Annotated in this window: 23 protein-coding genes; 18 read left to right on the plus strand and 5 right to left on the minus strand. The window is 58.8% G+C overall.

Annotation, left to right across the window (positions count from 1 at the left end; translation table 11 throughout):
* Positions 1-23: 23 nt before the first annotated feature.
* Entirely contained in the window at positions 24-1,577 is a 1,554-nt protein-coding gene (locus HX812_RS12235; protein ID WP_038850337.1) for a glycosyl hydrolase family 17 protein, read from the minus strand.
* Positions 1,578-1,909: 332 nt separating this feature from the next.
* On the opposite strand from HX812_RS12235, the gene HX812_RS12240 reads away from it, so the two are divergent.
* From HX812_RS12240 to HX812_RS12250, 3 genes are all read left to right on the plus strand, one after another.
* Positions 1,910-2,761 carry a glycine betaine ABC transporter substrate-binding protein gene (locus HX812_RS12240; protein ID WP_025857941.1) on the plus strand — a complete coding sequence of 284 codons (852 nt, stop codon included), beginning with the start codon at positions 1,910-1,912 and terminating at the stop codon, positions 2,759-2,761.
* Between the two features lie 217 nt (positions 2,762-2,978).
* The gene (locus HX812_RS12245; RefSeq protein ID WP_016972153.1) at positions 2,979-3,290 is read left to right on the plus strand and encodes a DUF485 domain-containing protein; all 312 of its coding nucleotides are present in this window, start codon (positions 2,979-2,981) and stop codon (positions 3,288-3,290) included.
* Entirely contained in the window at positions 3,287-4,945 is a 1,659-nt protein-coding gene (locus HX812_RS12250; protein WP_038850336.1) for a cation acetate symporter, read from the plus strand. The genes HX812_RS12245 and HX812_RS12250 overlap by 4 nt, the downstream gene beginning before the upstream one ends.
* A gap of 157 nt (positions 4,946-5,102) precedes the next feature.
* On the opposite strand, the gene gltA is transcribed toward HX812_RS12250, so the two are convergent.
* Complete coding sequence (gene gltA, locus HX812_RS12255) at positions 5,103-6,392, minus strand: citrate synthase (RefSeq protein WP_003210575.1); 1,290 nt, start codon at positions 6,390-6,392, stop codon at positions 5,103-5,105.
* A gap of 364 nt (positions 6,393-6,756) precedes the next feature.
* Between gltA and sdhC the strand changes: the two genes are divergently transcribed.
* The 11 genes from sdhC (at position 6,757) to HX812_RS12310 (ending at position 20,637) form a co-directional block, all read left to right on the plus strand.
* Positions 6,757-7,131: a succinate dehydrogenase, cytochrome b556 subunit gene (gene sdhC, locus HX812_RS12260; protein WP_016979564.1), complete on the plus strand. Its 375-nt coding sequence runs from the start codon at positions 6,757-6,759 to the stop codon at positions 7,129-7,131.
* Complete coding sequence (gene sdhD, locus HX812_RS12265) at positions 7,125-7,493, plus strand: succinate dehydrogenase, hydrophobic membrane anchor protein (protein WP_016974690.1); 369 nt, start codon at positions 7,125-7,127, stop codon at positions 7,491-7,493. The genes sdhC and sdhD overlap by 7 nt, the downstream gene beginning before the upstream one ends.
* A gap of 3 nt (positions 7,494-7,496) precedes the next feature.
* Complete coding sequence (sdhA, locus tag HX812_RS12270; protein ID WP_016979563.1) at positions 7,497-9,269, plus strand: succinate dehydrogenase flavoprotein subunit; 1,773 nt, start codon at positions 7,497-7,499, stop codon at positions 9,267-9,269.
* A gap of 11 nt (positions 9,270-9,280) precedes the next feature.
* Positions 9,281-9,985 carry a succinate dehydrogenase iron-sulfur subunit gene (locus HX812_RS12275; RefSeq protein WP_003172807.1) on the plus strand — a complete coding sequence of 235 codons (705 nt, stop codon included), beginning with the start codon at positions 9,281-9,283 and terminating at the stop codon, positions 9,983-9,985.
* Positions 9,986-10,247: 262 nt separating this feature from the next.
* The gene (locus tag HX812_RS12280) at positions 10,248-13,079 is read left to right on the plus strand and encodes a 2-oxoglutarate dehydrogenase E1 component (RefSeq protein WP_016979562.1); all 2,832 of its coding nucleotides are present in this window, start codon (positions 10,248-10,250) and stop codon (positions 13,077-13,079) included.
* Positions 13,080-13,123: 44 nt separating this feature from the next.
* The gene (odhB, locus tag HX812_RS12285; RefSeq protein ID WP_016979561.1) at positions 13,124-14,344 is read left to right on the plus strand and encodes a 2-oxoglutarate dehydrogenase complex dihydrolipoyllysine-residue succinyltransferase; all 1,221 of its coding nucleotides are present in this window, start codon (positions 13,124-13,126) and stop codon (positions 14,342-14,344) included.
* A 99-nt stretch (positions 14,345-14,443) separates the two neighbouring features.
* The gene (gene lpdA, locus HX812_RS12290; RefSeq protein WP_033897632.1) at positions 14,444-15,880 is read left to right on the plus strand and encodes a dihydrolipoyl dehydrogenase; all 1,437 of its coding nucleotides are present in this window, start codon (positions 14,444-14,446) and stop codon (positions 15,878-15,880) included.
* A 204-nt stretch (positions 15,881-16,084) separates the two neighbouring features.
* Positions 16,085-17,251, plus strand: coding sequence for an ADP-forming succinate--CoA ligase subunit beta (gene sucC, locus HX812_RS12295; RefSeq protein ID WP_003210567.1), 1,167 nt, complete (start codon positions 16,085-16,087; stop codon positions 17,249-17,251).
* Positions 17,251-18,132, plus strand: coding sequence for a succinate--CoA ligase subunit alpha (sucD, locus tag HX812_RS12300; protein WP_010166265.1), 882 nt, complete (start codon positions 17,251-17,253; stop codon positions 18,130-18,132). The genes sucC and sucD overlap by 1 nt, the downstream gene beginning before the upstream one ends.
* Before the next feature lie 309 nt (positions 18,133-18,441).
* Positions 18,442-19,755 (plus strand): branched-chain amino acid transport system II carrier protein, encoded by a 1,314-nt coding sequence (brnQ, locus tag HX812_RS12305; protein WP_033897633.1) that lies wholly within the window; start codon positions 18,442-18,444, stop codon positions 19,753-19,755.
* Between the two features lie 144 nt (positions 19,756-19,899).
* Positions 19,900-20,637, plus strand: coding sequence for a DUF599 domain-containing protein (locus tag HX812_RS12310; protein WP_033897634.1), 738 nt, complete (start codon positions 19,900-19,902; stop codon positions 20,635-20,637).
* 91 nt (positions 20,638-20,728) lie between these two features.
* Here the strand turns inward: HX812_RS12310 and HX812_RS12315 are convergent, their stop codons facing one another.
* On the minus strand, positions 20,729-20,980 hold the full coding sequence (locus tag HX812_RS12315; protein WP_010211724.1) for a hypothetical protein: 252 nt from the start codon (positions 20,978-20,980) through the stop codon (positions 20,729-20,731).
* 157 nt (positions 20,981-21,137) lie between these two features.
* Between HX812_RS12315 and HX812_RS12320 the strand changes: the two genes are divergently transcribed.
* The 4 genes from HX812_RS12320 (at position 21,138) to HX812_RS12335 (ending at position 24,846) form a co-directional block, all read left to right on the plus strand.
* Entirely contained in the window at positions 21,138-21,614 is a 477-nt protein-coding gene (locus tag HX812_RS12320; protein WP_038850335.1) for a PaaI family thioesterase, read from the plus strand.
* The gene (locus HX812_RS12325; protein WP_038850334.1) at positions 21,611-22,063 is read left to right on the plus strand and encodes a PaaI family thioesterase; all 453 of its coding nucleotides are present in this window, start codon (positions 21,611-21,613) and stop codon (positions 22,061-22,063) included. The genes HX812_RS12320 and HX812_RS12325 overlap by 4 nt, the downstream gene beginning before the upstream one ends.
* A gap of 89 nt (positions 22,064-22,152) precedes the next feature.
* A complete protein-coding gene (htpG, locus tag HX812_RS12330; protein ID WP_038850343.1) occupies positions 22,153-24,057 on the plus strand; it encodes a molecular chaperone HtpG in 1,905 nt (634 codons plus the stop codon).
* Positions 24,058-24,123: 66 nt separating this feature from the next.
* A complete protein-coding gene (locus tag HX812_RS12335; RefSeq protein ID WP_038850333.1) occupies positions 24,124-24,846 on the plus strand; it encodes a dienelactone hydrolase family protein in 723 nt (240 codons plus the stop codon).
* Between the two features lie 98 nt (positions 24,847-24,944).
* Here HX812_RS12335 and HX812_RS12340 read toward each other — a convergent pair whose 3' ends face one another.
* Positions 24,945-25,811: a pirin family protein gene (locus tag HX812_RS12340; protein ID WP_038848907.1), complete on the minus strand. Its 867-nt coding sequence runs from the start codon at positions 25,809-25,811 to the stop codon at positions 24,945-24,947.
* A 64-nt stretch (positions 25,812-25,875) separates the two neighbouring features.
* A complete protein-coding gene (locus tag HX812_RS12345) occupies positions 25,876-26,292 on the minus strand; it encodes an OsmC family protein (protein ID WP_033897639.1) in 417 nt (138 codons plus the stop codon).
* Positions 26,293-26,432: the final 140 nt, after the last annotated feature.

The following is a 26,432-nucleotide window of genomic DNA, read 5'->3' on the forward strand; positions in this document are numbered from 1 at the left end:
AGCTCCCTCGCCACAGGTTAGGTTTAAGCCTTGCGCACCCGCAAGCACCGCCACAAAGCCCCAACCATCAGCACGCTGACCACCGCCCAACCCCAAGCCTGCTGATTCAACAGACCTTCACGGTATAACTGCGGCGCCACGCCGGCACCGATGATAAAGGCCAGCAAGGCAATCTCCCGGCGCGGGCCAGTGACCGGGCGAATCAGGTACACCAACGCCGGCAACACCAGCGCCGCGCTCGGGAAGCTGCGATAGCGCGGGTCGAACACCAACGCCAGCATCATCACCGCGCCCGCGAACCCAGCGATCGCCACCAACCAGCCTGCGCGTTGCTCCAGCCAGTTGAACGCCCGCTCACGCCAACCTTCCTGCGCGTTCAAGGCCAAGGCCGCATGGGCCAGCACCAGCAGGTTCAACACCAGCAGCAAACCTGCCCACACCCATTCATCATTGAAACGTGCCGTCACGCGGGTCAGCTCGGCCCAGGTGCCAATGGAGCAGGCTGCAAAGGCGCCCAACAACGGCAGGGCAAGCGCGGCACGCGTGCTGCGTACGCGCCCCCCCAATGCCAGGGTGCCCAGCAGGATCATCCCGCCGACGCCCAGCCACAGCGGCCAGTACGGCACATTGGTCACCGGCCCGGCGAGGATGCCCTTGTCCTGGCGATCCGCATCGAACAGGCCCCAGTAACCGCCCACGGCGCCTTCGCTCGCACGTTTCCACGGCTGGTCAAAGGCTTCGATCAGGTTGTAGTGCCAGCCATTGGCCTCGGCCATGGCGACAAAACCACGCATGAATTTCGCTTCATTGACCCGGCTCGGCACGGCGGTTTCACGCTGGCGGCCTTCGCTTGGCCAGCCGGTTTCACCGATCAGGATGTCCTTGGGGGCAAACTTGTTGCCGAAGGTCTGGCGCACATCGCCCACGTGCTTGAGGGCCTGGTCGATGCCGGACGGGTCATCTTCCCAGTACGGCAACAAGTGGATGGTGAGGAAATCCACGGCCGGGGCGATTTCCGGGTGTTGCAGCCAGAACTCCCACACGTCCGCGTAGGTCACCGGCTGCTTGATCTGGCTTTTGACGGTCTGGATCAGTTTCACCAGCTGTGCGGCGGTGACTTCCTTGCGCAGCAGCGCTTCGTTGCCGACGATCACTGAGGTCACCACGTCCGGATGGGCGTTGGCCGAGGCGATCAGTTCGTCGATTTCCTTTTGGGTTGCGACCGGGTCACTGCTGACCCAGGCGCCGGCCATCACCTTCAGCCCGTGCTTGCGCGCCATATCCGGCAAGGCTTCCAGGCCGGTCATGGAATAGGTGCGGATGCACTCGAAGCGAGTCGCCAGCAGGGCGAGGTCAGCGTCCATGCGCTCCGGACGCAGCGTGAATGGCTGGTCGAACGGCGATTGGTCTTTATCGAAAGGGGTATAGGACGCGCACTGCATCTTGTGCGTGGCACTGGCGACGTCGGGCAATACCACCGGCCGGCCGAGGCCATACCAGTAACCGATCAGGGCCAGCAGGCCGAGGATCAAGGCGAAAAAATAGGGCAGGGCGGGGAAGCGGGCAGTCGCGGGCATGGTTGGCTTAACTGTAGGAGCAAAGGCGCGCATCTTACCCGGATTTGCCCCGTCCCAGTGGGGCTGCATAATTTTGACATGCAAAGTTCGGGCGGGATTTTGACGTCAAGTCCTACAAAGCGTCCTGCTGGCTATGTGATGTCGTTTCCTGCTTGTATGAGGTCGCTGACAGAGCAGGTCGAAGGCCCCGGCAGGTTGATGATCGACGTGTCAGCACTCCACTGATGTCACTGCAACCGGATCGATGCGCGTGAAGGGGGCGCGGTGCACCACATAACAACAGGTTGACGTCGCTCGGCATCCGCCGGGCGCAGCACTTTCGGGGAAGTACTATGAAGATGCGACGACTCTTGGGCGCAGCTGCCACTCTGGTAGTTGCGATGAGCTCCACACTGGCCAGCGCCGACAGCAAGACCCTGAGCATCGGCTATGTGGACGGCTGGTCCGACAGCGTGGCCACCACCCACGTGGCGGCAGAAGTGATCAAGGCCAAGCTCGGTTATGACGTGAAACTGCAAGCCGTTGCCACCGGGATCATGTGGCAGGGCGTGGCCACCGGCAAGCTCGACGCCATGCTCTCCGCCTGGCTGCCGGTCACCCACGGTGAATACTGGGCCAAGAACAAGGACAAGGTGGTCGACTACGGCCCCAACTTCAAGGATGCGAAGATCGGCCTGATCGTGCCGGAATACGTCAAAGCCAAGTCCATCGAAGACCTCAAGACCGACACCACCTTCAAGAATAAGATCGTCGGCATCGACGCAGGTTCTGGCGTGATGCTCAAGACTGACGAAGCCATCAAGCAATACGGCCTCGATTACAAGCTGCAAGCCAGTTCGGGCGCGGCGATGATCGCCGAGTTGACCCGTGCCGAAGACAAACAGGAATCCATTGCGGTCACCGGTTGGGTACCACACTGGATGTTCGCCAAGTGGAAACTGCGTTTCCTGGACGATCCAAAAGGGATTTATGGTGCTGCTGAAACCGTCAACAGCATCGGCAGCAAGGGCCTGGAGAAGAAGGCGCCGGAAGTCGCAGCCTTCCTGAAGAAATTCCAGTGGGCCTCCAAGGACGAAATCGGCGAAGTCATGCTGGCGATTCAAGAAGGCGCCAAGCCTGATGCCGCCGCCAAGGATTGGGTTGCCAAGCACCCTGAGCGTGTCGCCGAGTGGACCGGTAAATAACCCCCGAAGCGTCTAAATAGTACCTTGCAAGCCCGCCTGGCGTTTTCTCCAGGCGGGCTTTGTCGTTTCTGGGTCAGAGGCTGTCAATTCAATCACTGCAAAACTGGCGGCAACCCCGATGTCGTTCTAATACTAAGGTCGTCTGGAACCTCTACGGCAGCCGCATACAGTGGATACGTTCCAATAATAAAAAAGCTGTGCTGCGAGGATAAAAACAATGAACGACAGCATTTACCTCTCGATTCAAAACAGCCCGCGTTTCAAGGAGCTGGTGAGAAAAAGGGAAAGGTTCGCCTGGATTCTCTCGGCGATCATGCTAGGGCTTTACTCCGCTTTCATCCTGTTGATCGCCTACGGGCCACAAGTACTGGGGGCCAAGCTCAGCCCCGGTTCGTCGATTACCTGGGGCATTCCCCTGGGCGTCGGGCTGATTGTGTCTGCCTTCATCCTGACCGGCATCTACGTGCGCCGGGCCAATGGCGAGTTTGACGATCTGAACAATGCGATTCTCAAGGAGGCTGCGCAATGATCGGTCGTCTACTGACACTACTCGGCGCTTCGTTCTTTGCTCCGGCCCTTTGGGCTGCGGACGCATTGACCGGTGAAGTGCACAAGCAACCCCTGAACGTTTCGGCCATCGTGATGTTTGTCGCGTTTGTCGGCGCCACCCTGTGCATCACCTACTGGGCTTCCAAGCGTAACAAATCGGCGGCCGACTACTATGCGGCCGGCGGCAAGATCACCGGTTTCCAGAACGGCCTGGCGATTGCCGGTGACTACATGTCGGCGGCGTCCTTCCTGGGGATTTCCGCGCTGGTCTACACCTCCGGTTATGACGGCCTGATCTACTCGATCGGCTTCCTGGTGGGCTGGCCGATCATTCTGTTCCTGATCGCCGAGCGCCTGCGTAACCTGGGCAAGTACACCTTTGCCGACGTGGCGTCCTATCGCCTGGGCCAGACCCAGATCCGCAGCCTCTCGGCCTGTGGTTCGCTGGTGGTGGTGGCGTTCTACCTGATCGCGCAGATGGTGGGTGCGGGCAAGCTGATTCAGCTGCTGTTTGGCCTGGACTATCACGTTGCGGTGATCCTGGTCGGTATCTTGATGGTGATGTATGTCCTGTTCGGCGGCATGCTGGCGACCACCTGGGTACAGATCATCAAGGCGGTGCTGTTGCTGTCCGGTGCCTCGTTCATGGCACTGATGGTGATGAAGCACGTCAACTTCGACTTCAATGCCCTGTTCTCCGAGGCGATCAAGGTTCACCCTAAAGGTGAGGCGATCATGAGCCCCGGCGGCTTGGTGAAAGACCCGATTTCAGCCTTCTCCCTCGGGCTTGCGCTGATGTTCGGTACCGCTGGCCTGCCACATATCCTGATGCGCTTCTTCACCGTCAGCGACGCGAAAGAAGCCCGTAAGAGCGTGTTCTACGCCACCGGTTTCATTGGTTACTTCTACATCCTGACCTTCATCATCGGCTTTGGCGCGATCCTGCTGGTCAGCACCAACCCGGCGTTCAAGGATGCCGCAGGCGCCTTGCTGGGCGGCAACAACATGGCGGCGGTGCACCTGGCCAACGCGGTGGGTGGCAGTATTTTCCTGGGCTTCATCTCGGCCGTGGCCTTCGCCACCATCCTCGCGGTGGTTGCCGGCTTGACCCTGGCCGGTGCGTCGGCGGTGTCCCATGACCTGTACGCCAGCGTAATCAAGAAAGGCAAGGCCAACGACAAGGATGAGATTCGCGTCTCGAAGATCACCACTGTCGCGCTGGGCGTGCTGGCTATCGGCCTGGGTATCCTGTTCGAAAGCCAGAACATTGCGTTCATGGTCGGCCTGGCGTTCTCCATTGCCGCCAGCTGTAACTTCCCGGTGTTGCTGCTTTCCATGTACTGGAAAAACCTCACCACGCGCGGCGCGATGATTGGTGGCTGGTTGGGCTTGATCAGTGCCGTTGGCCTGATGGTGCTGGGCCCGACCATCTGGGTGTCGATCCTGCACCATGAAAAAGCCATCTTCCCTTATGAGTACCCGGCGCTGTTCTCGATGATCATTGCGTTCGTCGGCATCTGGTTCTTCTCCATCACCGACAAGTCGGCGGCGGCAGAGAAAGAGCGTGCGCTGTACTTCCCGCAGTTTGTGCGTTCGCAGACTGGCCTGGGGTCGAGTGGGGCGGTGTCTCACTAAGGTTGTAGCTGGATAGGAAAATACCCCGGTCGAAAGGCCGGGGTATTTTTTTGCCTGAATACTGGGTGTAGTGAGCGGGCTTGCCCGCTCACTACAACTGCACAAACAAAAACGGCCTCCACTAAGGGAGGCCGTTTTCAGTGCAACTAAGCGAGGCTTACTTGCGATCTTCCAGCTTGGTAATGTCACGCGACTCGTAGCCGGTGTACAGCTGGCGCGGGCGGCCAATCTTGTACGGGCTGGAGAGCATTTCTTTCCAGTGGGAGATCCAGCCCACGGTCCGCGCCAGGGCGAAGATCACGGTGAACATGCTGGTTGGAATGCCGATCGCCTTGAGGATGATCCCCGAGTAGAAGTCGACGTTCGGGTACAGCGAGCGTTCGATGAAATACGGGTCGGTCAGGGCGATCTCTTCCAGGCGCATGGCCAGTTCGAGTTGCGGATCGTTCTTGATGCCCAGTTCCTTCAACACTTCGTCGCAGGTCTTTTTCATCACGGTGGCGCGCGGGTCGCGGTTCTTGTAGACCCGGTGACCGAAGCCCATCAACTTGAACGGATCGTTCTTGTCCTTGGCCTTGGCGATGAACTTGTCGATGTTGGACACATCGCCGATTTCATCGAGCATGGTCAATACGGCTTCGTTCGCACCGCCGTGGGCAGGGCCCCACAGTGCGGCGATACCGGCGGCGATACAGGCGAACGGGTTCGCACCCGAAGAGCCGGCAAGGCGCACGGTAGAGGTCGATGCGTTCTGCTCGTGGTCGGCGTGGAGGATGAAGATCTTGTCCATCGCGGCAGCGAGCACCGGGCTGATCGGTTTGATCTCGCACGGGGTGTTGAACATCATGTGCAGGAAGTTTTCCGCGTACGTCAGGTCGTTGCGCGGGTACATCATGGGCTGGCCCATGGAGTACTTGTAAACCATTGCGGCCAGGGTCGGCATCTTGGCAACAAGGCGGATCGCGGAAATTTCGCGATGCTGCGGGTTATTGATGTCGAGGGAGTCGTGATAGAAGGCCGACAGGGCTCCGACCACACCGCACATGACGGCCATCGGGTGGGCGTCGCGACGGAAGCCGTTGAAAAAGGTCTTCAGCTGCTCGTGAACCATGGTGTGGTTCTTCACGGTGCTGACGAACTGGGCTTTCTGCTCGGCTGTTGGCAATTCGCCATTTAGCAGCAGGTAGCAGGTTTCCAGGTAGTCCGACTGTTCAGCAAGCTGCTCGATCGGGTAGCCGCGATGCAGCAAAATGCCATTATCACCATCGATATAGGTGATCTTCGACTCGCAAGAGGCGGTCGACATGAAGCCTGGGTCGAATGTGAAACGGCCCGTGGCCGTCAGGCCCCGTACGTCGATAACATCGGGACCAACGGTGCCGGTTAAAATGGGCAGCTCGACGGGGGCTGCGCCCTCGATGATCAACTGCGCTTTTTTGTCAGCCATGTGGCCTCCTATTTATGCTTCAAATCATCAGACAGACCCCCCACGCAGGGCCCGCACCACTATATTGATATAAATCCAGATGTCAATTTGCCTAAAGTCTTGCACCAGAAGGCTTTAACCGTACTTTTTCCTCGAAATTGACTGCCATTTACGCCTTTTATCCCGTCAGCGCAATCCGCTATTAGGGTGAGGTGCGCGCGTTGTCATTAGTAACCTAACTGTCTATACTCGGCCACCGACCGCCAAGGGCTTTTGGGCTTGCTTTCATTGGGGGTCGCACTCCCTGGGTGGTGCTTACCTGACCAGTGCACTCCCCAACAACTTTGCCCTGATTGTTAGGGGCTCTTCAGTGTGAAAAAAAGCCGTGAATAGCCAACGACCTGTAAACCTAGACCTAAGGACCATCAAACTCCCCATCACCGGCGTTACGTCGTTCCTGCACCGTGTTTCCGGCATCATCCTGTTCCTGGGCTTGGGCATCATGCTTTATGCATTGAGCAAATCCCTGGGTTCCGAGGAAGGTTACGCCGAGGTGAAGGCATGCTTGACCAGCCCGCTGGCCAAGTTCGTAGCATGGGGCCTCCTGTCCGCTCTGCTGTATCACCTGGTAGCCGGTGTGCGCCATTTGATCATGGATGCGGGTATCGGTGAGACGCTGGAAGGCGGCCGCCTGGGCTCGAAAATCATCATCGCCATTTCCGTGGTGCTGATCGTTCTGGCAGGAGTTTGGATATGGTAACCAGCGTTACGAACCTTTCGCGTTCGGGCCTCTATGACTGGATGGCACAACGTGTGTCTGCGGTCGTTCTCGCGGCTTATTTCATTTTCCTGATCGGATACCTCGTCGCAAATCCAGGCATCAGCTATGAGCAATGGCATGGCCTGTTTTCCCACAATGCGATGCGAATCTTCAGTCTGCTGGCCCTTGTAGCCCTGGGCGCACACGCCTGGGTCGGCATGTGGACCATCGCGACCGACTACCTGACGCCGATGGCGCTGGGCAAGTCCGCGACTGCAGTACGTTTTCTCTTCCAGGCAGTCTGCGGCGTCGCGATGTTCGCTTACTTCGTCTGGGGTGTGCAGATTCTTTGGGGTATCTGATTCATGGCTAACATTCCAACTATTTCATTCGACGCCATCATCATTGGTGGCGGCGGTGCTGGCATGCGCGCTGCGCTGCAGCTGGCCCAGGGCGGTCACAAGACTGCCGTGATCACCAAAGTGTTCCCGACCCGTTCCCATACCGTGTCGGCCCAGGGTGGCATCACCTGCGCCATCGCCTCTGCCGATCCGAACGATGACTGGCGCTGGCACATGTACGATACCGTCAAGGGTTCCGACTACATCGGTGACCAGGACGCTATCGAATACATGTGTCAGGAAGGCCCGGCCGCGGTGTTCGAGCTGGACCACATGGGTCTGCCGTTCTCCCGTACCGAGCAAGGCCGCATCTACCAGCGTCCATTCGGCGGTCAGTCGAAGGATTACGGTAAAGGCGGGCAGGCTGCCCGTACCTGCGCCGCTTCCGACCGTACCGGTCACGCGCTGTTGCACACCCTTTATCAGGGCAACCTGAAAGCCGGTACCACGTTCCTGAACGAGTACTACGCTGTCGACCTGGTGAAAAACGCCCAGGGCGAATTCGTCGGTGTGATCGCTATCTGCATCGAAACCGGTGAAACCACCTACATCCGCGCCAAGGCTACCGTGCTGGCGACGGGCGGTGCAGGCCGTATCTACGCTTCCACCACCAACGCCCTGATCAACACCGGTGACGGCGTCGGCATGGCACTGCGTGCTGGCGTACCGGTACAAGACATCGAAATGTGGCAGTTCCACCCAACCGGTATTGCCGGCGCTGGTGTACTGGTTACAGAAGGTTGCCGTGGTGAAGGTGGTTACCTGATCAACAAGCACGGCGAGCGTTTCATGGAGCGTTATGCTCCGAACGCGAAAGACCTTGCCGGTCGTGACGTTGTGGCCCGTTCGATGGTTAAAGAGATCATCGCCGGTAACGGCTGTGGCCCGAATGGCGACCACGTACTGCTCAAGCTCGATCACCTGGGCGAAGAAGTGCTGCACAGCCGTCTGCCAGGTATCTGCGAGCTGTCCAAGACCTTTGCTCACGTTGACCCGGTGGTTGCTCCGGTGCCGGTTGTTCCGACTTGCCACTATATGATGGGCGGCGTGCCGACCAACATCCACGGCCAGGCGATCACCCAGAACGCCGAAGGCCAGGACGAAATCATCCACGGTCTGTTCGCCGTAGGCGAAGTGGCTTGCGTATCGGTACACGGTGCCAACCGTCTGGGCGGCAACTCGCTGCTCGATCTGGTGGTATTCGGCCGTGCTGCTGGCCTGCACCTGGAAAAAGCGCTGACTGACGGCATCGAATACGATGACGCCACCGACGCCAACATCGAAGCTGCCCTGGCTCGCCTGAACGCTCTGAACGAGCGCACCGACGGCGAAGACGTGGCGACCCTGCGTCGCGAGCTGCAAAGCTGCATGCAGAACTACTTCGGTGTGTTCCGTACCGGCGAATACATGCAGAAGGGCATCGCCCAGCTGGCTGATCTGCGCAAGCGTATCGCCAACGTCAAGATCAACGATAAGAGCCAGGCGTTCAACACCGCTCGTATCGAAGCCCTTGAGCTGCAAAACCTGCTGGAAGTGGCCGAAGCGACCGCAATCGCTGCCGAGGTTCGTAAAGAATCCCGTGGTGCCCACGCCCGTGAAGACTTTGAAGATCGCGACGACGAAAACTGGTTGTGCCACACCCTGTACTTCCCGGGTGACAAGCGCGTAACCAAGCGTGCCGTGAACTTCTCGCCGAAGACGGTTCCGACGTTTGAACCGAAGATTCGGACTTACTAAGGGTGGCTGCCATGTTGAAAGTCAGTGTTTATCGCTACAACCCTGATCAGGACGCTGCGCCGTTCATGCAGGAATTCCAGGTCGATACCGGTGGTAAAGACCTGATGGTGCTGGATGTATTGGCACTGATCAAAGAGCAGGACGAAGGTTTCTCCTATCGTCGCTCTTGCCGTGAAGGTGTGTGCGGTTCCGACGGCATGAACATCAACGGCAAAAACGGCCTGGCGTGCATCACGCCGCTGTCCGCCGTGGTCAAAGGCAACAAGCTGATCGTTCGTCCACTGCCAGGTTTGCCGGTTATCCGTGACCTGGTCGTCGATATGAGCATCTTCTACAAGCAATACGAGAAAGTTAAGCCGTTCCTGCAGAACGACACGCCGGCTCCGGCCATCGAGCGTCTGCAGTCCCCGGAAGAGCGCGAGAAGCTCGACGGTCTGTACGAGTGCATCCTGTGCGCTTGCTGCTCGACCTCTTGCCCGTCCTTCTGGTGGAACCCGGACAAGTTCCTGGGTCCAGCTGCCCTGCTGCAAGCGTACCGCTTCCTGGCAGACAGCCGTGATACCAAGACGTCCGAGCGTCTGGCTTCGCTGGATGACCCGTTCAGCGTATTCCGCTGCCGCGGGATCATGAACTGCGTCAACGTATGTCCCAAAGGCCTGAACCCGACTAAGGCCATTGGTCACATCCGTAACATGCTGCTGCAGAGCGGCGTGTAACTGACGTTGTAGTAAAAGCAGGACCGTTGTGCCCGTAAATGCTACGGCGCAGGCTTCAACCGGCGCCGTAGTTTTAACTTGAGCAGCGACTTACAAAGCCGCGGCTCTTATTTTGAAGAAATGAGACAAGCAGGGGCATTCGGGTTGGTACCCGAACTATCAGCGTGATCCTAAGTGGCTTGTTTTGGTCGCTGCACTTGGCCTTTTGCAAGCAAACTCGGTGTTTTCGCCGGTGGTGTCCCCAAATCGAGGGTGACCAAGCATGCAAGAAAGCGTGATGCAGCGCATGTGGAACAGCGGCTATCTTTCAGGTGGTAACGCTGCCTATGTGGAAGAGCTTTATGAGCTCTACCTGCACGACCCTAACGCTGTGCCAGAAGAATGGCGCACCAAATTTCAGACGTTGTCTTCAGACGGCAACGCTGCCACCGATGTATCGCACGCCACAATTCGCGATCAATTTGTGCTGCTGGCAAAGAACCAGCGCCGCGCCCAACCGGTTTCCGCCGGCAGCGTGAGCAGTGAGCACGAGAAGAAGCAAGTTGAAGTACTGCGACTGATCCAGGCCTACCGGATGCGCGGCCACCAGGCGGCCCAGCTTGACCCGCTGGGGCTCTGGAAGCGTCCTGCACCTGCTGACCTGTCGATCAATCATTACGGCTTGACCAATGCCGATCTTGATACGACCTTCCGTGCCGGCGACCTGTTCATCGGCAAAGAGGAAGCGAGCCTACGCGAAATTCACGAAGCGTTGCAGCAGACATATTGCCGCACCATCGGCGCTGAGTTCACGCACATCACCGATTCCGAGCAACGCCACTGGTTCCAGCATCGCCTGGAAGGTGTGCGCGGTCGTCCGGTATTGTCCGCCGACGTACGCAGCCATCTGCTTGAGCGCGTAACCGCTGCCGAAGGCCTGGAAAAATACCTGGGTACCAAATACCCGGGCACCAAGCGTTTCGGCCTGGAAGGCGGCGAAAGCCTGATCCCGATGCTCGACGAGCTGATCCAGCGTTCCGGTTCCTACGGCACCAAGGAAATCGTGATCGGCATGGCCCACCGTGGTCGCCTGAACGTGTTGGTCAACACCTTCGGCAAGAACCCGCGTGAGCTGTTCGACGAGTTCGAAGGCAAGAAGAAGGTCGAGCTGGGTTCCGGTGACGTTAAATACCACCAGGGCTTCTCGTCCAACGTGATGACCACAGGCGGTGAAGTTCACCTGGCCATGGCCTTCAACCCATCCCACCTGGAAATCGTTTCTCCAGTGGTCGAGGGTTCGGTCCGTGCTCGCCAGGATCGTCGTAACGACACCACCGGTGAAAAGGTCCTGCCGATTTCCATCCACGGTGACGCGGCATTCGCCGGTCAAGGCGTGGTCCTGGAAACGTTCCAGATGTCGCAGACCCGCGGCTTCAAGACTGGCGGTACGGTTCACATCGTCATCAACAACCAGGTTGGCTTCACCATCAGCAACCCGCTGGACGCACGCTCCACCGAGTACGCGACCGACGTTGCCAAGATGATCCAGGCGCCGATCCTCCATGTGAATGGCGATGATCCGGAAGCCGTGTTGTTCGTGACCCAGCTGGCCATTGACTACCGCATGCAGTTCAAGCGTGACGTCGTGATCGACCTGGTCTGCTACCGCCGTCGCGGTCACAACGAAGCTGACGAACCAAGCGGCACCCAGCCGTTGATGTACCAGCAGATCACCAAGCAGCGCACCACCCGTGAGCTGTACGCCGAAAGCCTGACCAAGGCCGGTGTGGTTGACGATGCGCGTGTTCAGGCCAAGGTCGATGAATACCGCAACGCGCTGGACAATGGTCTGCATGTTGTAAAAAGCCTGGTCAAAGAGCCGAACAAAGAGCTGTTCGTCGACTGGCGTCCGTACCTGGGCCACGCCTGGACTGCGCGTCACGATACGTCGTTCGATCTGAAAACCTTGCAGGAATTGTCCGCCAAGCTGCTGGAAATTCCTGAAGGCTTCGTGGTTCAGCGCCAAGTGGCGAAGATCTACGAAGACCGTCAGAAGATGCAAGCCGGCGGCCTGCCGATCAACTGGGGTTACGCCGAAACCATGGCGTACGCGACCCTGGCGTTCGAAGGTCACCCGATCCGCATGACCGGCCAGGACATCGGCCGTGGTACGTTCTCGCACCGTCACGCGGTATTGCACAACCAGAAAGACGCGGGCACCTACATCCCGTTGCAGAACCTGTACGAAGGCCAGCCACGTTTCGACCTGTACGATTCGTTCCTGTCCGAAGAAGCGGTTCTGGCGTTCGAATACGGTTACTCGACCACCACGCCAAACGCGCTGGTGATCTGGGAAGCCCAGTTCGGCGACTTCGCCAACGGCGCCCAAGTGGTAATCGACCAGTTCATCACCAGCGGCGAGCACAAGTGGGGTCGCCTGTGCGGTCTGACCATGTTGCTGCCACACGGTTATGAAGGCCAGGGTCCTGAGCACTCCTCGGCCCGTCTGGAGCGTTACCTGCAGCTGTGCGCCGAGCACAACATCCAGGTGTGCGTGCCGACTACCCCGGCCCAGATCTACCACTTGCTGCGTCGCCAGGTAATCCGCCCGCTGCGCAAGCCGCTGGTAGTGCTGACGCCGAAGTCGCTGTTGCGTCATAAATTGGCCATCTCGACCCTGGAAGATCTGGCGGATGGTTCGTTCCAGACCGTGATTCCAGAAATCGACACGCTGGACGCGGCAAAAGTGACTCGCCTGGTCCTGTGCAGCGGCAAGGTCTACTACGACTTGCTGGAAAAACGCCGTGCCGAAGGCCGCGAAGACATCGCCATCGTGCGTATCGAGCAGCTTTACCCGTTCCCGGAAGACGACCTGATGGAGGCCATCGCGCCTTACACCAACCTCACCAACGTGGTGTGGTGCCAGGAAGAACCGATGAACCAGGGCGCGTGGTACAGCAGCCAGCATCATTTGCGTCGCAGCATGGGTAACCACAACAAGGCGCTGAACCTGGAGTACGCCGGTCGTGATGCTTCTGCAGCACCTGCGTGTGGTTATGCGTCGATGCACGCCGAGCAGCAGGAAAAACTGCTGCAAGATGCTTTCACTGTTTAACGCCTTCGCGCTGACTGAAACCGAATTTTAAGGACCCACAGATAATGGCTATCGAAATCAAAGCCCCGTCATTCCCGGAATCGGTTGCCGATGGCACCGTTGCCACCTGGCACAAGAAACCAGGCGACGCTGTAAAGCGTGACGACCTGATCGTCGACATCGAGACCGACAAAGTCGTTCTGGAAGTGTTGGCCGAAGCTGACGGCGTGCTGGGCGCAATCGTTGCTGAAGAAGGCGCTACCGTTCTGTCGAACCAGGTACTGGGCTCGATCGAAGAGGGCAGCGCTGCTGCCGCTGCTCCTGCTGCTGCACCGGCAGCCGCCGCTGCCCCTGCCGCCGCTCCGGCTGCTGGTGCTGAAGACCCGATCGCTGCACCGGCTGCCCGTCAGCTGGCTGAAGAGAACGGCATCAACCTGGCGTCCGTCAAAGGCACCGGCAAAGACGGTCGCATCACCAAGGAAGACGTGGTTGCTGCTGTTGAAGCCAAGAAAAACGCTCCAGCTGCCGCACCTGCCAAGGCTGCTGCCCCGGCTGCCGCTGCTCCAGTGTTCGCCGCTGGCGACCGCACCGAGAAGCGTGTACCGATGACTCGCGTACGTGCCACCGTGGCCAAGCGTCTGGTTGAAGCACAGTCGAACATGGCGATGCTGACCACCTTCAACGAAGTCGACATGACCGAAGTCATGGCCCTGCGTTCGAAGTACAAGGATCTGTTCGAGAAGTCCCACAACGGCGTACGCCTGGGCTTCATGTCCTTTTTCGTGAAAGCGGCCACCGAAGCGCTGAAACGCTTCCCGGCTGTCAACGCTTCCATCGACGGCGGCGACATCGTTTACCATGGCTACGCAGACGTCGGCGTTGCCGTGTCCAGCGACCGTGGCCTGGTTGTGCCGGTACTGCGTAACGCCGAGCTGATGAGCCTGGCTGAAATCGAAGGCGGCATCGCCGGCTTCGGCAAGAAAGCCCGTGACGGTAAGCTGACCATCGACGAGATGACCGGCGGTACCTTCACCATCACCAACGGTGGTACCTTCGGTTCGATGATGTCGACGCCGATCGTCAACCCGCCACAAGCCGCAATCCTGGGCATGCACAACATCATCCAGCGTCCGATGGCCATCAACGGCCAAGTCGTGATCCGCCCAATGATGTACCTGGCGCTGTCGTACGATCACCGCCTGATCGATGGTAAAGAAGCCGTGACTTTCCTGGTGACCATCAAGAACCTGCTGGAAGACCCGGCTCGTCTGCTGCTGGACATCTAAAGACGCAGCTGCACGTTGCGAGCTACAGGCTGTAGGAAAAAGCAGCTTGGCTTGCAACGTGTCGCTTGAAGCTTGTCGCTGAATAGAGGAACTATTTTCATGACGCAGAAATTTGACGTTGTAGTGATTGGTGCAGGTCCTGGCGGCTACGTTGCTGCCATCAAGGCCGCACAACTGGGCCTCTCGACTGCTTGCATCGAAAAATACACCGACAAGGAAGGCAAACTGGCACTGGGCGGTACTTGCCTGAACGTCGGTTGCATTCCTTCCAAGGCGCTGCTGGACAGCTCCTGGAAATTCCACGAAGCCCAAGACGGTTTCGCGATCCACGGCATCAACCATGCTGGCGTGACCATGGACGTGCCAGCAATGGTCGGCCGTAAAGCCAACATCGTTAAAGGGCTGACTTCCGGCGTTGCCACCTTGTTCAAGGCCAACGGCGTGACTTCCCTGCAAGGCCACGGCAAGCTGCTGGCTGGCAAGAAAGTTGAAATCACCAAGCCAGACGGCTCGACCGAAATCATCGAAGCCGAGAACGTGATCCTGGCCCCAGGTTCGCGTCCAATCGACATCCCGCCTGCTCCCGTTGACCAGAATGTGATCGTTGATTCGACCGGCGCCCTGGAATTCCAGGCTGTGCCTAAGCGCCTGGGCGTGATCGGCGCTGGCGTGATCGGCCTGGAACTGGGTTCGGTATGGTCCCGCCTGGGTTCCGAAGTGACTGTGCTGGAAGCCCTGGACACGTTCCTGCTGGCTGCCGACACCGCTGTGTCCAAAGAAGCGCTGAAAACCCTGACCAAACAAGGTCTGGACATCAAGCTGGGCGCTCGCGTGACCGGTTCGAAAGTCAACGGTGAAGAAGTTGTCGTCAACTACACCGACAAGGATGGCGAAAAAACCATCACTTTCGACAAGTTGATCGTAGCCGTGGGTCGCCGTCCAGTGACCACCGACCTGCTGGCTTCCGACAGCGGCGTGACCCTCGACGAGCGCGGCTACGTGCACGTTGACGATCACTGCGCAACCACCGTGCCTGGCGTCTACGCCATCGGCGACGTGGTGCGTGGCATGATGCTGGCACACAAGGCTTCCGAAGAAGGCATCATGGTTGTCGAGCGCATCAAGGGCCACAAGACCCAGATGAACTACGACCTGATCCCATCGGTTATCTACACCCACCCGGAAATTGCATGGGTCGGCAAGAACGAACAGCAGTTGAAAGCTGAAGGCGTTGAAGTTAACGTCGGCACCTTCCCGTTTGCCGCTTCTGGCCGTGCCATGGCAGCCAACGACACCGGTGGTTTTGTCAAGGTCATCGCTGATGCCAAGACTGACCGCGTATTGGGCGTCCACGTGATTGGCCCGAGCGCTGCAGAACTGGTTCAGCAAGGCGCGATCGGTATGGAATTCGGCACCAGTGCCGAGGACCTGGGCATGATGGTCTTCTCCCATCCGACCCTGTCCGAAGCGTTGCACGAAGCAGCGTTGGCAGTGAATGGCGGCGCCATCCACATCGCCAACCGCAAGAAGCGCTAAGCGAGATAATAAGAAACCACGGCGGAGTTGCCCGTCGTGAGCCTTGCGCGCAAGACTCACCGCGGAATATCCGCTGGACGCAGCCTTGCGCAGCTTTACGGGCCTTGAGCCCCGCAAGTTGCGCAAGCAGCAGTCACAGGTGGCGCGGCACTCATAATGAGCGCAGCGCCGAATGCGCAGTACCTAACGAAGACGGTAAAAAGCATGAATCTTCACGAGTATCAGGGTAAGCAGCTGTTCGCTGAATACGGCCTGCCAGTTTCCAAGGGCTACGCAGTAGACACCCCGGAAGCAGCAGCAGAAGCTTGCGACAAAATCGGCGGCACTGAGTGGGTTGTCAAAGCCCAGGTCCACGCTGGTGGTCGCGGTAAAGCGGGCGGCGTTAAGCTGGTTCGCAGCAAAGAAGACGCCAAGGCCTTCGCACAGCAGTGGCTGGGCAAGCGTCTGGTGACTTACCAGACTGATGCCAATGGCCAGCCAGTCACCAAGATCCTGGTTGAATCGTGCACTGATATCGCTAAAGAGCTGTACCTGGGCGCTGTCGTTGACCGTTCGAGCCGTCGCATCGTGTTCATGGCTTCCACCGAAGGTGGCGTGGACATTGAGAAGATCGCCGAAGAAACCCCAGAAAAAATTCTGAAAGCCACTATCGATCCACTGGTTGGCGCTCAGCCATTCCAGGGTCGCGAGCTGGCTTTCCAGCTGGGCCTGGAAGGCAAGCAAGTTGCCCAGTTCGCCAAGATCTTCGTGGGTCTGGCCAAACTGTTCCAGGATCACGATCTGGCCCTGCTGGAAGTGAACCCGCTGGTGATCAAGGCTGACGGCGATCTGCACTGCCTGGACGCCAAGATCAACATCGACGCCAACGCCATGTACCGTCAGCCTAAGCTGAAGACTTTCCACGATCCGTCGCAAGACGATCCGCGCGAAGCGCACGCTGCCAAGTTCGAACTGAACTACGTAGCCCTGGAAGGTAACATCGGTTGCATGGTCAACGGTGCTGGCCTGGCCATGGGTACCATGGACATCGTCAACCTGCATGGCGGCAAACCAGCCAACTTCCTCGATGTGGGCGGTGGTGCTACCAAAGAACGCGTAACCGAAGCCTTCAAGATCATCCTGTCCGACTCCAACGTCGCTGCAGTACTGGTCAACATCTTCGGCGGCATCGTTCGTTGCGACATGATTGCCGAAGGCATCATCGGTGCAGTGAAAGAAGTCGGCGTTAAAATCCCGGTTGTTGTCCGCCTTGAAGGTAACAACGCTGAACTGGGCGCTAAAGTACTGGCAGAAAGCGGTTTGAACATCATCGCGGCTACCAGCCTGACCGACGCTGCTCAACAAGTTGTCAAAGCTGCGGAGGGCAAGTAATGAGCGTCCTGATCAATAAAGACACCAAAGTTATCTGCCAGGGTATTACCGGTTCGCAAGGTAGTTTCCACACCCAGCAAGCCATCGAATACGGCACCAAGATGGTTGGCGGCGTAACTCCGGGCAAAGGCGGCACCGAACACCTGGGCCTGCCAGTGTTCAACACCGTGAAAGATGCTGTAGCTGCCACTGGCGCCACCGCCAGCGTGATCTACGTTCCGGCTCCTTTCTGCAAGGACTCGATCCTGGAAGCGGCATTCGGCGGCATCAAGCTGATCGTCTGCATCACCGAAGGCATTCCTACCCTGGACATGCTGGACGCTAAAGTTAAGTGCGACGAGCTGGGTGTTACCCTGATCGGCCCTAACTGCCCAGGCGTGATCACTCCAGGCGAATGCAAGATCGGCATCATGCCAGGTCACATTCACTTGCCAGGCAAAGTCGGTATCGTTTCCCGTTCCGGCACCCTGACCTACGAAGCTGTCAAGCAGACTACTGACGCCGGTTTCGGTCAGTCGACTTGCGTCGGCATCGGCGGTGACCCGATCCCAGGTTCGAACTTCATCGACATCCTGAAACTGTTCCAGGAAGACCCGAAGACCGAAGCGATCGTCATGATCGGTGAGATCGGCGGTTCGGCTGAAGAAGAAGCGGCTGCCTACATCAAGGCACACGTGACCAAGCCGGTTGTTTCCTACATCGCTGGTGTGACTGCCCCTGCTGGCAAGCGCATGGGCCATGCTGGCGCAATCATCTCTGGCGGCAAGGGTACTGCAGACGAGAAGTTTGCTGCCCTGGAAGACGCAGGCGTTAAAACCGTGCGTTCGCTGGCAGACATCGGCAAGGCTTTGTCCGAGCTGACCGGTTGGGCTGTCAAGTAAGCCTCGCGCTTAGCTGACGCTTCACCCACACAAAGGCCACCTTCGGGTGGCCTTTGTGCTTACTGCGGTTTGCTGATCCATCATTTAAGTATGAAAACGCGACATTAAGATGTCGCTTATCGGACAGTCCGCCCCTCAACAGTGCGTTTGTCAGCCCGATTCTGTAATCTACCCGCCTCTTTATGCGTGCGCATCCCAAAAGGAAGCCCCGCGCTAGACCGGTCGGCTCCCATAAGGGCCGGCAGTATTTCCCTCATCCATAGGGAATCCCTCTCTAAATTCCGATTCAGTAGTGTGGTATTTCCCGAAATGAAAGTGTTGAAAAGCCAGGATGTCCTGGCGTTGGGCTTTATGACGTTTGCCCTGTTCGTGGGCGCCGGCAACATCATCTTCCCGCCTATCGTTGGTTTGCAGTCCGGACCTCATGTCTGGATGGCAGCGCTGGGCTTTCTGATCACCGCAGTGGGTTTGCCGGTGGTCACCGTGATCGCCCTGGCCAAGGTCGGTGGCGGTATGGACGCGCTGAGCAGCCCGATCGGCAAGATCGCCGGTGGCCTGCTCGCGGCGGCGGCGTATCTGGCGGTAGGGCCGCTGTTCGCCACCCCGCGTACCGCGACCGTGTCCTTTGAAGTGGGCCTGGCGCCGCTGACCGGCGAAAGCCCGCTGGCACTGTTCCTCTACAGCTCGGTGTATTTCCTGGTGGTGTTCTTCGTTTCCCTGTACCCAGGGCGTTTGCTGGACACCGTCGGTCGCTTCCTCGCACCGCTGAAGATCATCGCACTGGCCGTCCTCGGTATCGCCGCCTTTGCCTTGCCGGCCGGTGAAGTGGGCGTCGCCACCCCGGAATACGTGGCTGCACCGTTCTCCCAAGGCTTCATCAATGGTTACCTGACCATGGATACCCTGGGCGCCCTGGTGTTTGGCATCGTGATCGTCAACGCCATTCGCTCCCGTGGTGTCGAGTCGCCGAAGCTGATCACCCGCTACGCGATCATCGCGGGCCTGATCGCCGGTGTGGGCCTGGCGCTGGTGTACGTCAGCCTGTTCCGCCTGGGTTCGGGCAGCCATGCGGTTGCCGCGGGCGCGAGCAACGGCGCAGCGGTGCTGCATGCTTACGTGCAACATACCTTCGGTTCCCTGGGCAGTGGCTTCCTGGCCGTGCTGATCTCCCTGGCGTGCCTGGTCACTGCCGTGGGCCTGACTTGCGCGTGCGCCGAGTACTTCAGCCGTATCCTGCCGCTGTCCTACAAGACGCTGGTGGTCATCCTGGCGCTGTTCTCGCTGTTCGTCTCCAACCTGGGCCTGACCAAGCTGATCGCGTTCTCGATTCCGGTGCTCACAGCGATCTACCCGCCGTGCATCGTGTTGGTGGCCTTGAGCTTCTGCAAAGACTTCTGGCAGGAGCAGGGCCGCATTGTCGGCCCGGTGATGCTGGTGTCGTTCATCTTTGGTTGCATCGACGCACTCAAGGGCGCCGGTTTCGCAGACTGGTTGCCGGCGCAACTGACCAACCTGCCGCTGAGTGAGCAAGGCCTGGCCTGGCTGGTGCCGTCGGTGATGGTCCTGGTGGTGGCCGTGGTGATTGATCGGATGCTTGGCAAGCGCAGCGAAGCGATCGCTTGATCCGCTGAAGGCTCTGCCGAAATGCCCCGTATCAATCGATACGGGGCATTTTTTTTGGGCGTCAGGCAGTGTCTTTTAGCTTGGGCTAACGTCGAAGGGGTTAGGAAAACTTCAAGTTCAAACGCGCTCGTCATAAGGACCCGCATGTCGTTTATCGAAACCAATCAGATCCACCTGCTTGCCGCGCTCTGGTTCGTCCTGTGCTGGGGTGGCTACACCCGTTATGCCACCTGGAAAGCCCGCGACACGGCCTGCCTGGCCAGCGTGCTGCACCTGTATCGAGAAGACTGGATGCGCCGCATGCTGCTGCGCGACAACCGCATCGCCGACGCCAGTGTGATCGGCAACCTGGAACGCAATGCCTCGTTCTTCGCCTCCAGCACCTTGATCATCCTCGCGGGCATTCTCACCGTGCTCGGCGCCTCCGAGCGCGCGGTGTCGTTGCTGGCGGATATCCCCATGGTGCAGCAGGCGTCCCAAGGCATGTCGGAGATCAAGTTGCTGTGCCTGGCGCTGGTGTTCGTCTATGCGTTCTTCACATTCAGTTGGTGCATGCGCCAGTACAACTTCGCGGCGGTGCTGGTGGGCTCGGCGCCGATGATCGGTGAGCGGCATGTGTCGGAGCAGGAGCGCAATGCGTTTGCCTTGCGCGCTGCGCGGGTGATTTCCATGGCCGCCAACCAGTTCAACTTCGGCCTGCGTTCTTATTACTTCGGCATGACCATGCTGGCGTGGTTTGTCAGCCCTTGGTTGTTCATGTTGATGAGCAGTGGGGTGGTGTTGGTGCTGTACCGCCGGGAGTTTCATTCCGACGTGCTGCAAGTGATGGTGTATACGCAGACGGACACGCCGCCGCCGGAGCCGGCTAAAGAAGTGGGCTAACTAAGGCCTTCAAATAAAAACGCCAGACAAAGAAAAGCCCGCTATCTAAGCGGGCTTTCTTTTTGCAGCCAAGCTATTTCAAACCGCGGTCTCAAGAACCGGTGGCAGGGGTAGCAGGTGCTGCTTCTTTTGCGGCGGCTTCGTTCGATTCGGCCTGAGCTTTGGCAGCATCGGCGTTTTCTTTCGCAGCGTCGTTCACTTTATCCTGAGCCTTCGCCATATCTTTCTGAGCTTGCTCAGAGTGCGCGGCGGCGTCTTGGGCTTTGTCTTCGGATTTTTTGTCGCAGGCAGCGAGACCGAGGGCAGCGGCGAGCATCATGGAAATAGCTAAAGTCTTGCGCATGGGTGTTTCTCCTTATTGAAGATATCTACTGGCCTTTCGAGCATGACGGTTCGGCATTAGTTCCTTTTATTCCATAGATATATTAATCCATGAGTAACCGGAACTTTTGCCCGCTCCACCCCTTCTGCAGATCAACACTAATAAGAGTCTGGAACGAATGACCGAAAATCCCCTGTTAGAGCGCGCGACGCGCTTTGTTTCAGCCTTGCGCCATTGTCAGGTGCTGGGCATTACCGCTCATCAGGCCAGCGAGGAGGGCATCACCTTGATCATGCCCTACGCGGCGCATTTGGTCGGTGATCCCCAGTCGGGCGTGATCCATGGCGGCGCGCTGACCTCCCTGATGGACACCGCCTGCGGCATGGCCACCCTGTGTGTGCTGCCGGAATTCGAAGTGTGCCCGACCCTCGACCTACGCGTTGACTACATGCATCCCGCGGCGCCCCACAAACCCGTGTATGGCTTCGCCCAATGCTACCGGGTGACCACCGATGTGATCTTCACCCGCGGCTTTGCCTACCAGGATGACCCCCAGCAACCCATCGCCCATGTGGTGGGCACGTTCATGCGCATGGGCAAACGCCTCAGGGGCACACAAGGATTGGGCAGCACGATCAAGGGAGAGCAGGCATGACGCACCGATTCAAGACCCGCCTGGAACAGGCCCATGAGCGTGGCGATTACGAGGCGCTGCTCAACTTGATTCCCTACGCCAAGCTCATCGGTATTGAATGCACGCGGCTAGGGGATGAGCTGTTGTTTCGCCTGCCAGCCAACAAGGACAATATTGGTAACCCCATATTGCCGGCGCTGCACGGCGGCGTGATCGCAGGCTTCATGGAGCTGTCGGCGGCCCTGCACCTGCTGGTGTTCACGGGCGCGCCGGGCATCCCGAAAATCATCGATTTTTCCCTGGATTACCTGCGCGCCGGGCAGTTTCGCGACACCTACGCCAAATGCCAGGTGTGGCGCCAGGGCCGACGGGTGGCGAACGTGGCGATCACCGCCTGGCAAAGCACGGCGGCCGAGCCCATCGCCACCGCTCGGGCGCATTTCAAGATCGAGGAACAGAGCCGCCCTTGAAATCCTGGTCTTAGCCCCCAACTTTGATGACAACCCGCCGCCAACCCTCAAGGGTGCGGCCACTGCCATCCAATTGGAGTTTGATGACCATGAGTGTGGAAACTCAAAAGGAAACCCTGGGCTTCCAGACCGAGGTGAAGCAACTGCTGCACCTCATGATCCATTCGCTGTATTCCAACAAGGAAATCTTCCTTCGCGAATTGATCTCGAACGCCTCTGACGCTGTCGACAAATTACGTTTCGAAGCCCTGTCCAAGCCTGAGTTGCTGGAAGGTGGCGCCGAACTGAAAATCCGTGTGAGCTTTGATAAGGACGCCAAGACCGTCACGATCGAAGACAACGGCATCGGCATGAACCGCGAAGACGCGATTACCCATTTGGGCACCATCGCCAAATCCGGTACGGCCGACTTCATGAAGAACCTGTCGGGCGACCAGAAGAAAGATTCGCACCTGATCGGCCAGTTCGGCGTGGGCTTCTACTCGGCCTTCATCGTGGCTGACCAAGTGGAAGTGTTCAGCCGTCGTGCCGGCCTCGACGCCAGCGAAGGCGTGCACTGGTCGTCCAAAGGCGAGGGCGAATTCGAAATCGCCACTGTCGACAAGGCCGACCGTGGTACCCGCATCGTCCTGCACCTCAAAGACGGTGAAGATGAATTTGCCGATGGCTGGCGCCTGCGCAACATCGTCAAGAAGTACTCCGATCATATCGCCCTGCCAATCGAGCTGCCGAAAGAACAAGCGGCTGCCGAAGGCGAAGAGGCTCCTGCCCAGGAATGGGAAGTGGTCAACCGCGCCAGCGCGCTGTGGACCCGTCCGCGTACCGAGATCAAGGACGAGGAATACCAGGAGTTCTACAAGCACATCGGTCACGACTACGAAAACCCGCTGAGCTGGAGCCACAACAAGGTCGAAGGCAAGCTGGAATACAGCTCGCTGCTCTACGTACCGGCCCGTGCTCCGTTCGACCTGTACCAGCGTGAAGCGCCGAAAGGCCTGAAGCTCTACGTGCAGCGCGTGTTCGTGATGGACCAGGCGGAATCCTTCCTGCCGCTGTACCTGCGCTTTATCAAAGGCGTGGTCGACTCCAACGATTTGTCGCTGAACGTGTCGCGGGAAATCCTGCAGAAAGACCCGATCATCGACTCCATGAAGTCGGCACTGACCAAGCGCGTGCTCGACATGCTGGAAAAACTGGCGAAGAACGAGCCTGAGCAATACAAAGGCTTCTGGAAAAACTTCGGTCAGGTCATGAAAGAAGGCCCGGCGGAAGATTTCGCCAACAAAGAAAAAATCGCTGGCTTGCTGCGTTTTGCTTCGACTCACGAAGAAGGCGGCGAGCAAGTGGTGTCCCTGGCCGAATACCTGGCTCGCGCCAAGGAAGGTCAGGACAAGATCTACTACCTGACCGGCGAAACCTACGCCCAGGTCAAGAACAGCCCGCACCTGGAAGTCTTCCGCAAGAAAGGCATCGAAGTGCTGCTGCTGACCGACCGTATCGATGAGTGGCTCATGAGCTACCTCAACGAGTTCGACGGCAAGTCGTTCGTCGACGTGGCCCGTGGTGACCTGGACCTGGGTAACCTGGACTCCGAAGAAGAGAAGAAAGAAGCCGAAGAAGTCGCCAAGTCCAAAGAAGGCCTGGTTGAGCGGATCAAGGCGTCCCTGGGCGAGGCGGTCAGCGAAGTGCGGGTTTCCCACCGCCTGACCGACTCCCCGGCGATCCTGGCCATCGGCGAAGCGGACCTGGGCATGCAGATGCGCCAGATCCTCGAAGCCAGCGGCCAGAAAGTGCCGGATTCCAAGCCAATCTTCGAATTCAACCCGGCTCACCCGCTGATCGAGAAACTCGACGGCGAGCAAAGCGAAGAGCGGTTTGGCGACCTGTCGCACATCCTCTTCGACCAAGCGGCCCTGGCCGCTGGCGACAGCTTGAAAGACCCGGCCGCCTATGTGCGCCGCCTGAACAAGCTGTTGGTTGAACTGTCGGTTTGACCCTGATGTAGAAAAACCCGCTTCGGCGGGTTTTTTCGTTCTAGTGCACCTCAACTGGAGTAAATGATGAGCCAAGTCACTGTACGTTCCGTGGTCTATCAGATTGATGGCCAGTCTTATGAAAGCCGCCTCGCGTTCGATGCCAGCCACAAGGGCCCGCTGCCGGGCCTGCTGATGGCGCCGAACTGGATGGGGGTGAGTGCGGGTGCCGAAGAGATCGCCAAGAGCGTGGCCAGCAAGGGCTACGTGGTGCTGATCGCCGACCTGTACGGGCAGACCGTGCGTCCGTCGAATGGCGATGAAGCTGGCGCGGCGATGATGCCGTTGAAAAATGACAATCCACAGTTGCTCAAGCGTATGCAAGCTGCCTTTGAGCAGTTGCAGGGCCAGGTCGAGGTTGATACTTCGAAGCTGGCGACCTTCGGTTTCTGCTTTGGCGGTTTCTGCTCGCTGGAACTGGCGCGGACCGGTGCGCCCTTGAAGGCGGCGGTCTCGTTCCACGGCACCATCGACACCCAGAACCCGGCCGGTGCCAAGCACGTCAAGGGTTCAGTGCTGGTGCTGCATGGTGCGTCCGATCCATTGGTGCCGAAAGCGCAACTGCCGGCGTTCGAAGATGAAATGAACGCGGCCGGTGTGGATTGGCAATTGCTGAGCTATGGCGGCGCGGTGCATTCGTTCACCGATCCCCATGCCAATGTGCCGGGCAAGATGATGTATGACGCGAAGACGGCCAAGCGGGCGTTCAAGTCGATGCATGATTTGTTGGATGAAGTGTTCCAGGGCTGATTTTTCAGCGCCTGTGCTGGCCTCTTCGCGAGCAAGCCCGCTCCCACATTTGAGGGTGTTCACAGATCAAAATGTGGGAGCGGGCTTGCTCGCGAATGCTATCTCACCGGCAACTCGATTCTTTCGGACTCACCCGGCACCGTCGGCCAATCCCCAGCCGCCCAGCGCTGCCTGGCCTGTTCGATCACCGCCGGATCACTCGCGACAAAATTCCAGTTGATCCGCCGCGGCCCATCCAGCGGCGCGCCGCCAAATACCACCAAGTGGCAATCGCTCTCGGCGAACAGCGTCATCTCCTGACCGGCGGGCAAGACCACCAGGCTATGCACCTCAAGCAGTTCACCGTCCAACTGTGCTTCACCTTCCAGCACGTACACCGCTCGTTCCTCATGCTCATCCGGAACCAGCAGCGTCGTGGTCGTCTGCATCTGCACCTCGGCGTACAGTGTGGGTGACAGCACCGGCACCGGCGACTTGAGGCAGAACCCATCGCCCGCGATCATGCGGACCTGCACGCCCAGGTTGTCACTCACCGGCAGGCTCGCTGCCGGGTGATGGCTGTAATGCCCCGGTCCCGTCTCATGGTCCTTGGGCGAGGCCAGCCACACTTGCAGCCCGTGCAGGCTAAAACCGCTGGCCTTGAGCGGCTCGGGGGTGCGTTCGACATGGGCTATCGCGCTGCCGGCGGTCATCCAGCTCACATCACCGGCCTGCACCACCTGATCCGAACCCAGGCTATCCTTATGCTGCAAAGCACCTTCAAACAGATAGGTGAGGGTCGACAGCCCGATATGCGGATGCTGGCGGATATTCATGCCATCGCCCGGTGCATAGCGGGTGAGCAGCATATGGTCGAAGAACACAAAGGGCCCGACGCTGCGGCATTCCCGCGACGGCAGCGGGCGCAGGATCGGTTGGCCTTCGACGTCTTCGAGGCGAGGGCGGATCACGGTGAGGGGGGTCATGGCACGTCCCAGTCTGAGCGGGTTAGATGAAGCTGAGCATAACCCGCTCGGTAGGATGTTGCTGCTATTGGCTGAAGGCGCCTTCCGACAGCTTTGTCTCAATGGTGACTTCGGCGGTGGTCATCAGCTTGTGCACCGGGCAGCGATCCGCCACACGGTGCAGTTCGTCGCGTTGCTCGTCGGTGAGCACGCCCTTGAGCGTCAGCTTGACGTTGAGCTTGTATTTGCCCTTTTGCTCTTCAGTGGCGTCGTGGGTGACTTCCACGGTCACGCCGGTCAGCGGGATGTCTTTCTTCTGTGCGTAGAGCTTGACGGTCAGGGCTTTGCACGACGCCAGGGCGGCGTCGAAGTAGTCGTGGGGGGAGGGCGCCGAATCGTCGCCGCCCAGGCTTTTGGGCAGGTCGGTAAACAACTCGTGGTTATTGATATTGACGCTATGACGGAAGTTGTCCTGGTTCAGGGTATTCACGGTAACAGGCATGGTAAACCTCACAGGGTGGCAGGATGAAGGTCATGCAGTTATAGAGCATGCTGGCACTTCGGTGTTCCGCCTTTTTTTTGCCGGATGAACCCAGGCAGCGTGAGCAAGGTCTACCCGTATCAGCCCTTATCGAGGTTTTA

The organism is Pseudomonas sp. IPO3749 (assembly GCF_013386605.1).
GTDB classification, from domain to species: Bacteria; Pseudomonadota; Gammaproteobacteria; order Pseudomonadales; family Pseudomonadaceae; genus Aquipseudomonas; species Aquipseudomonas azotoformans_A.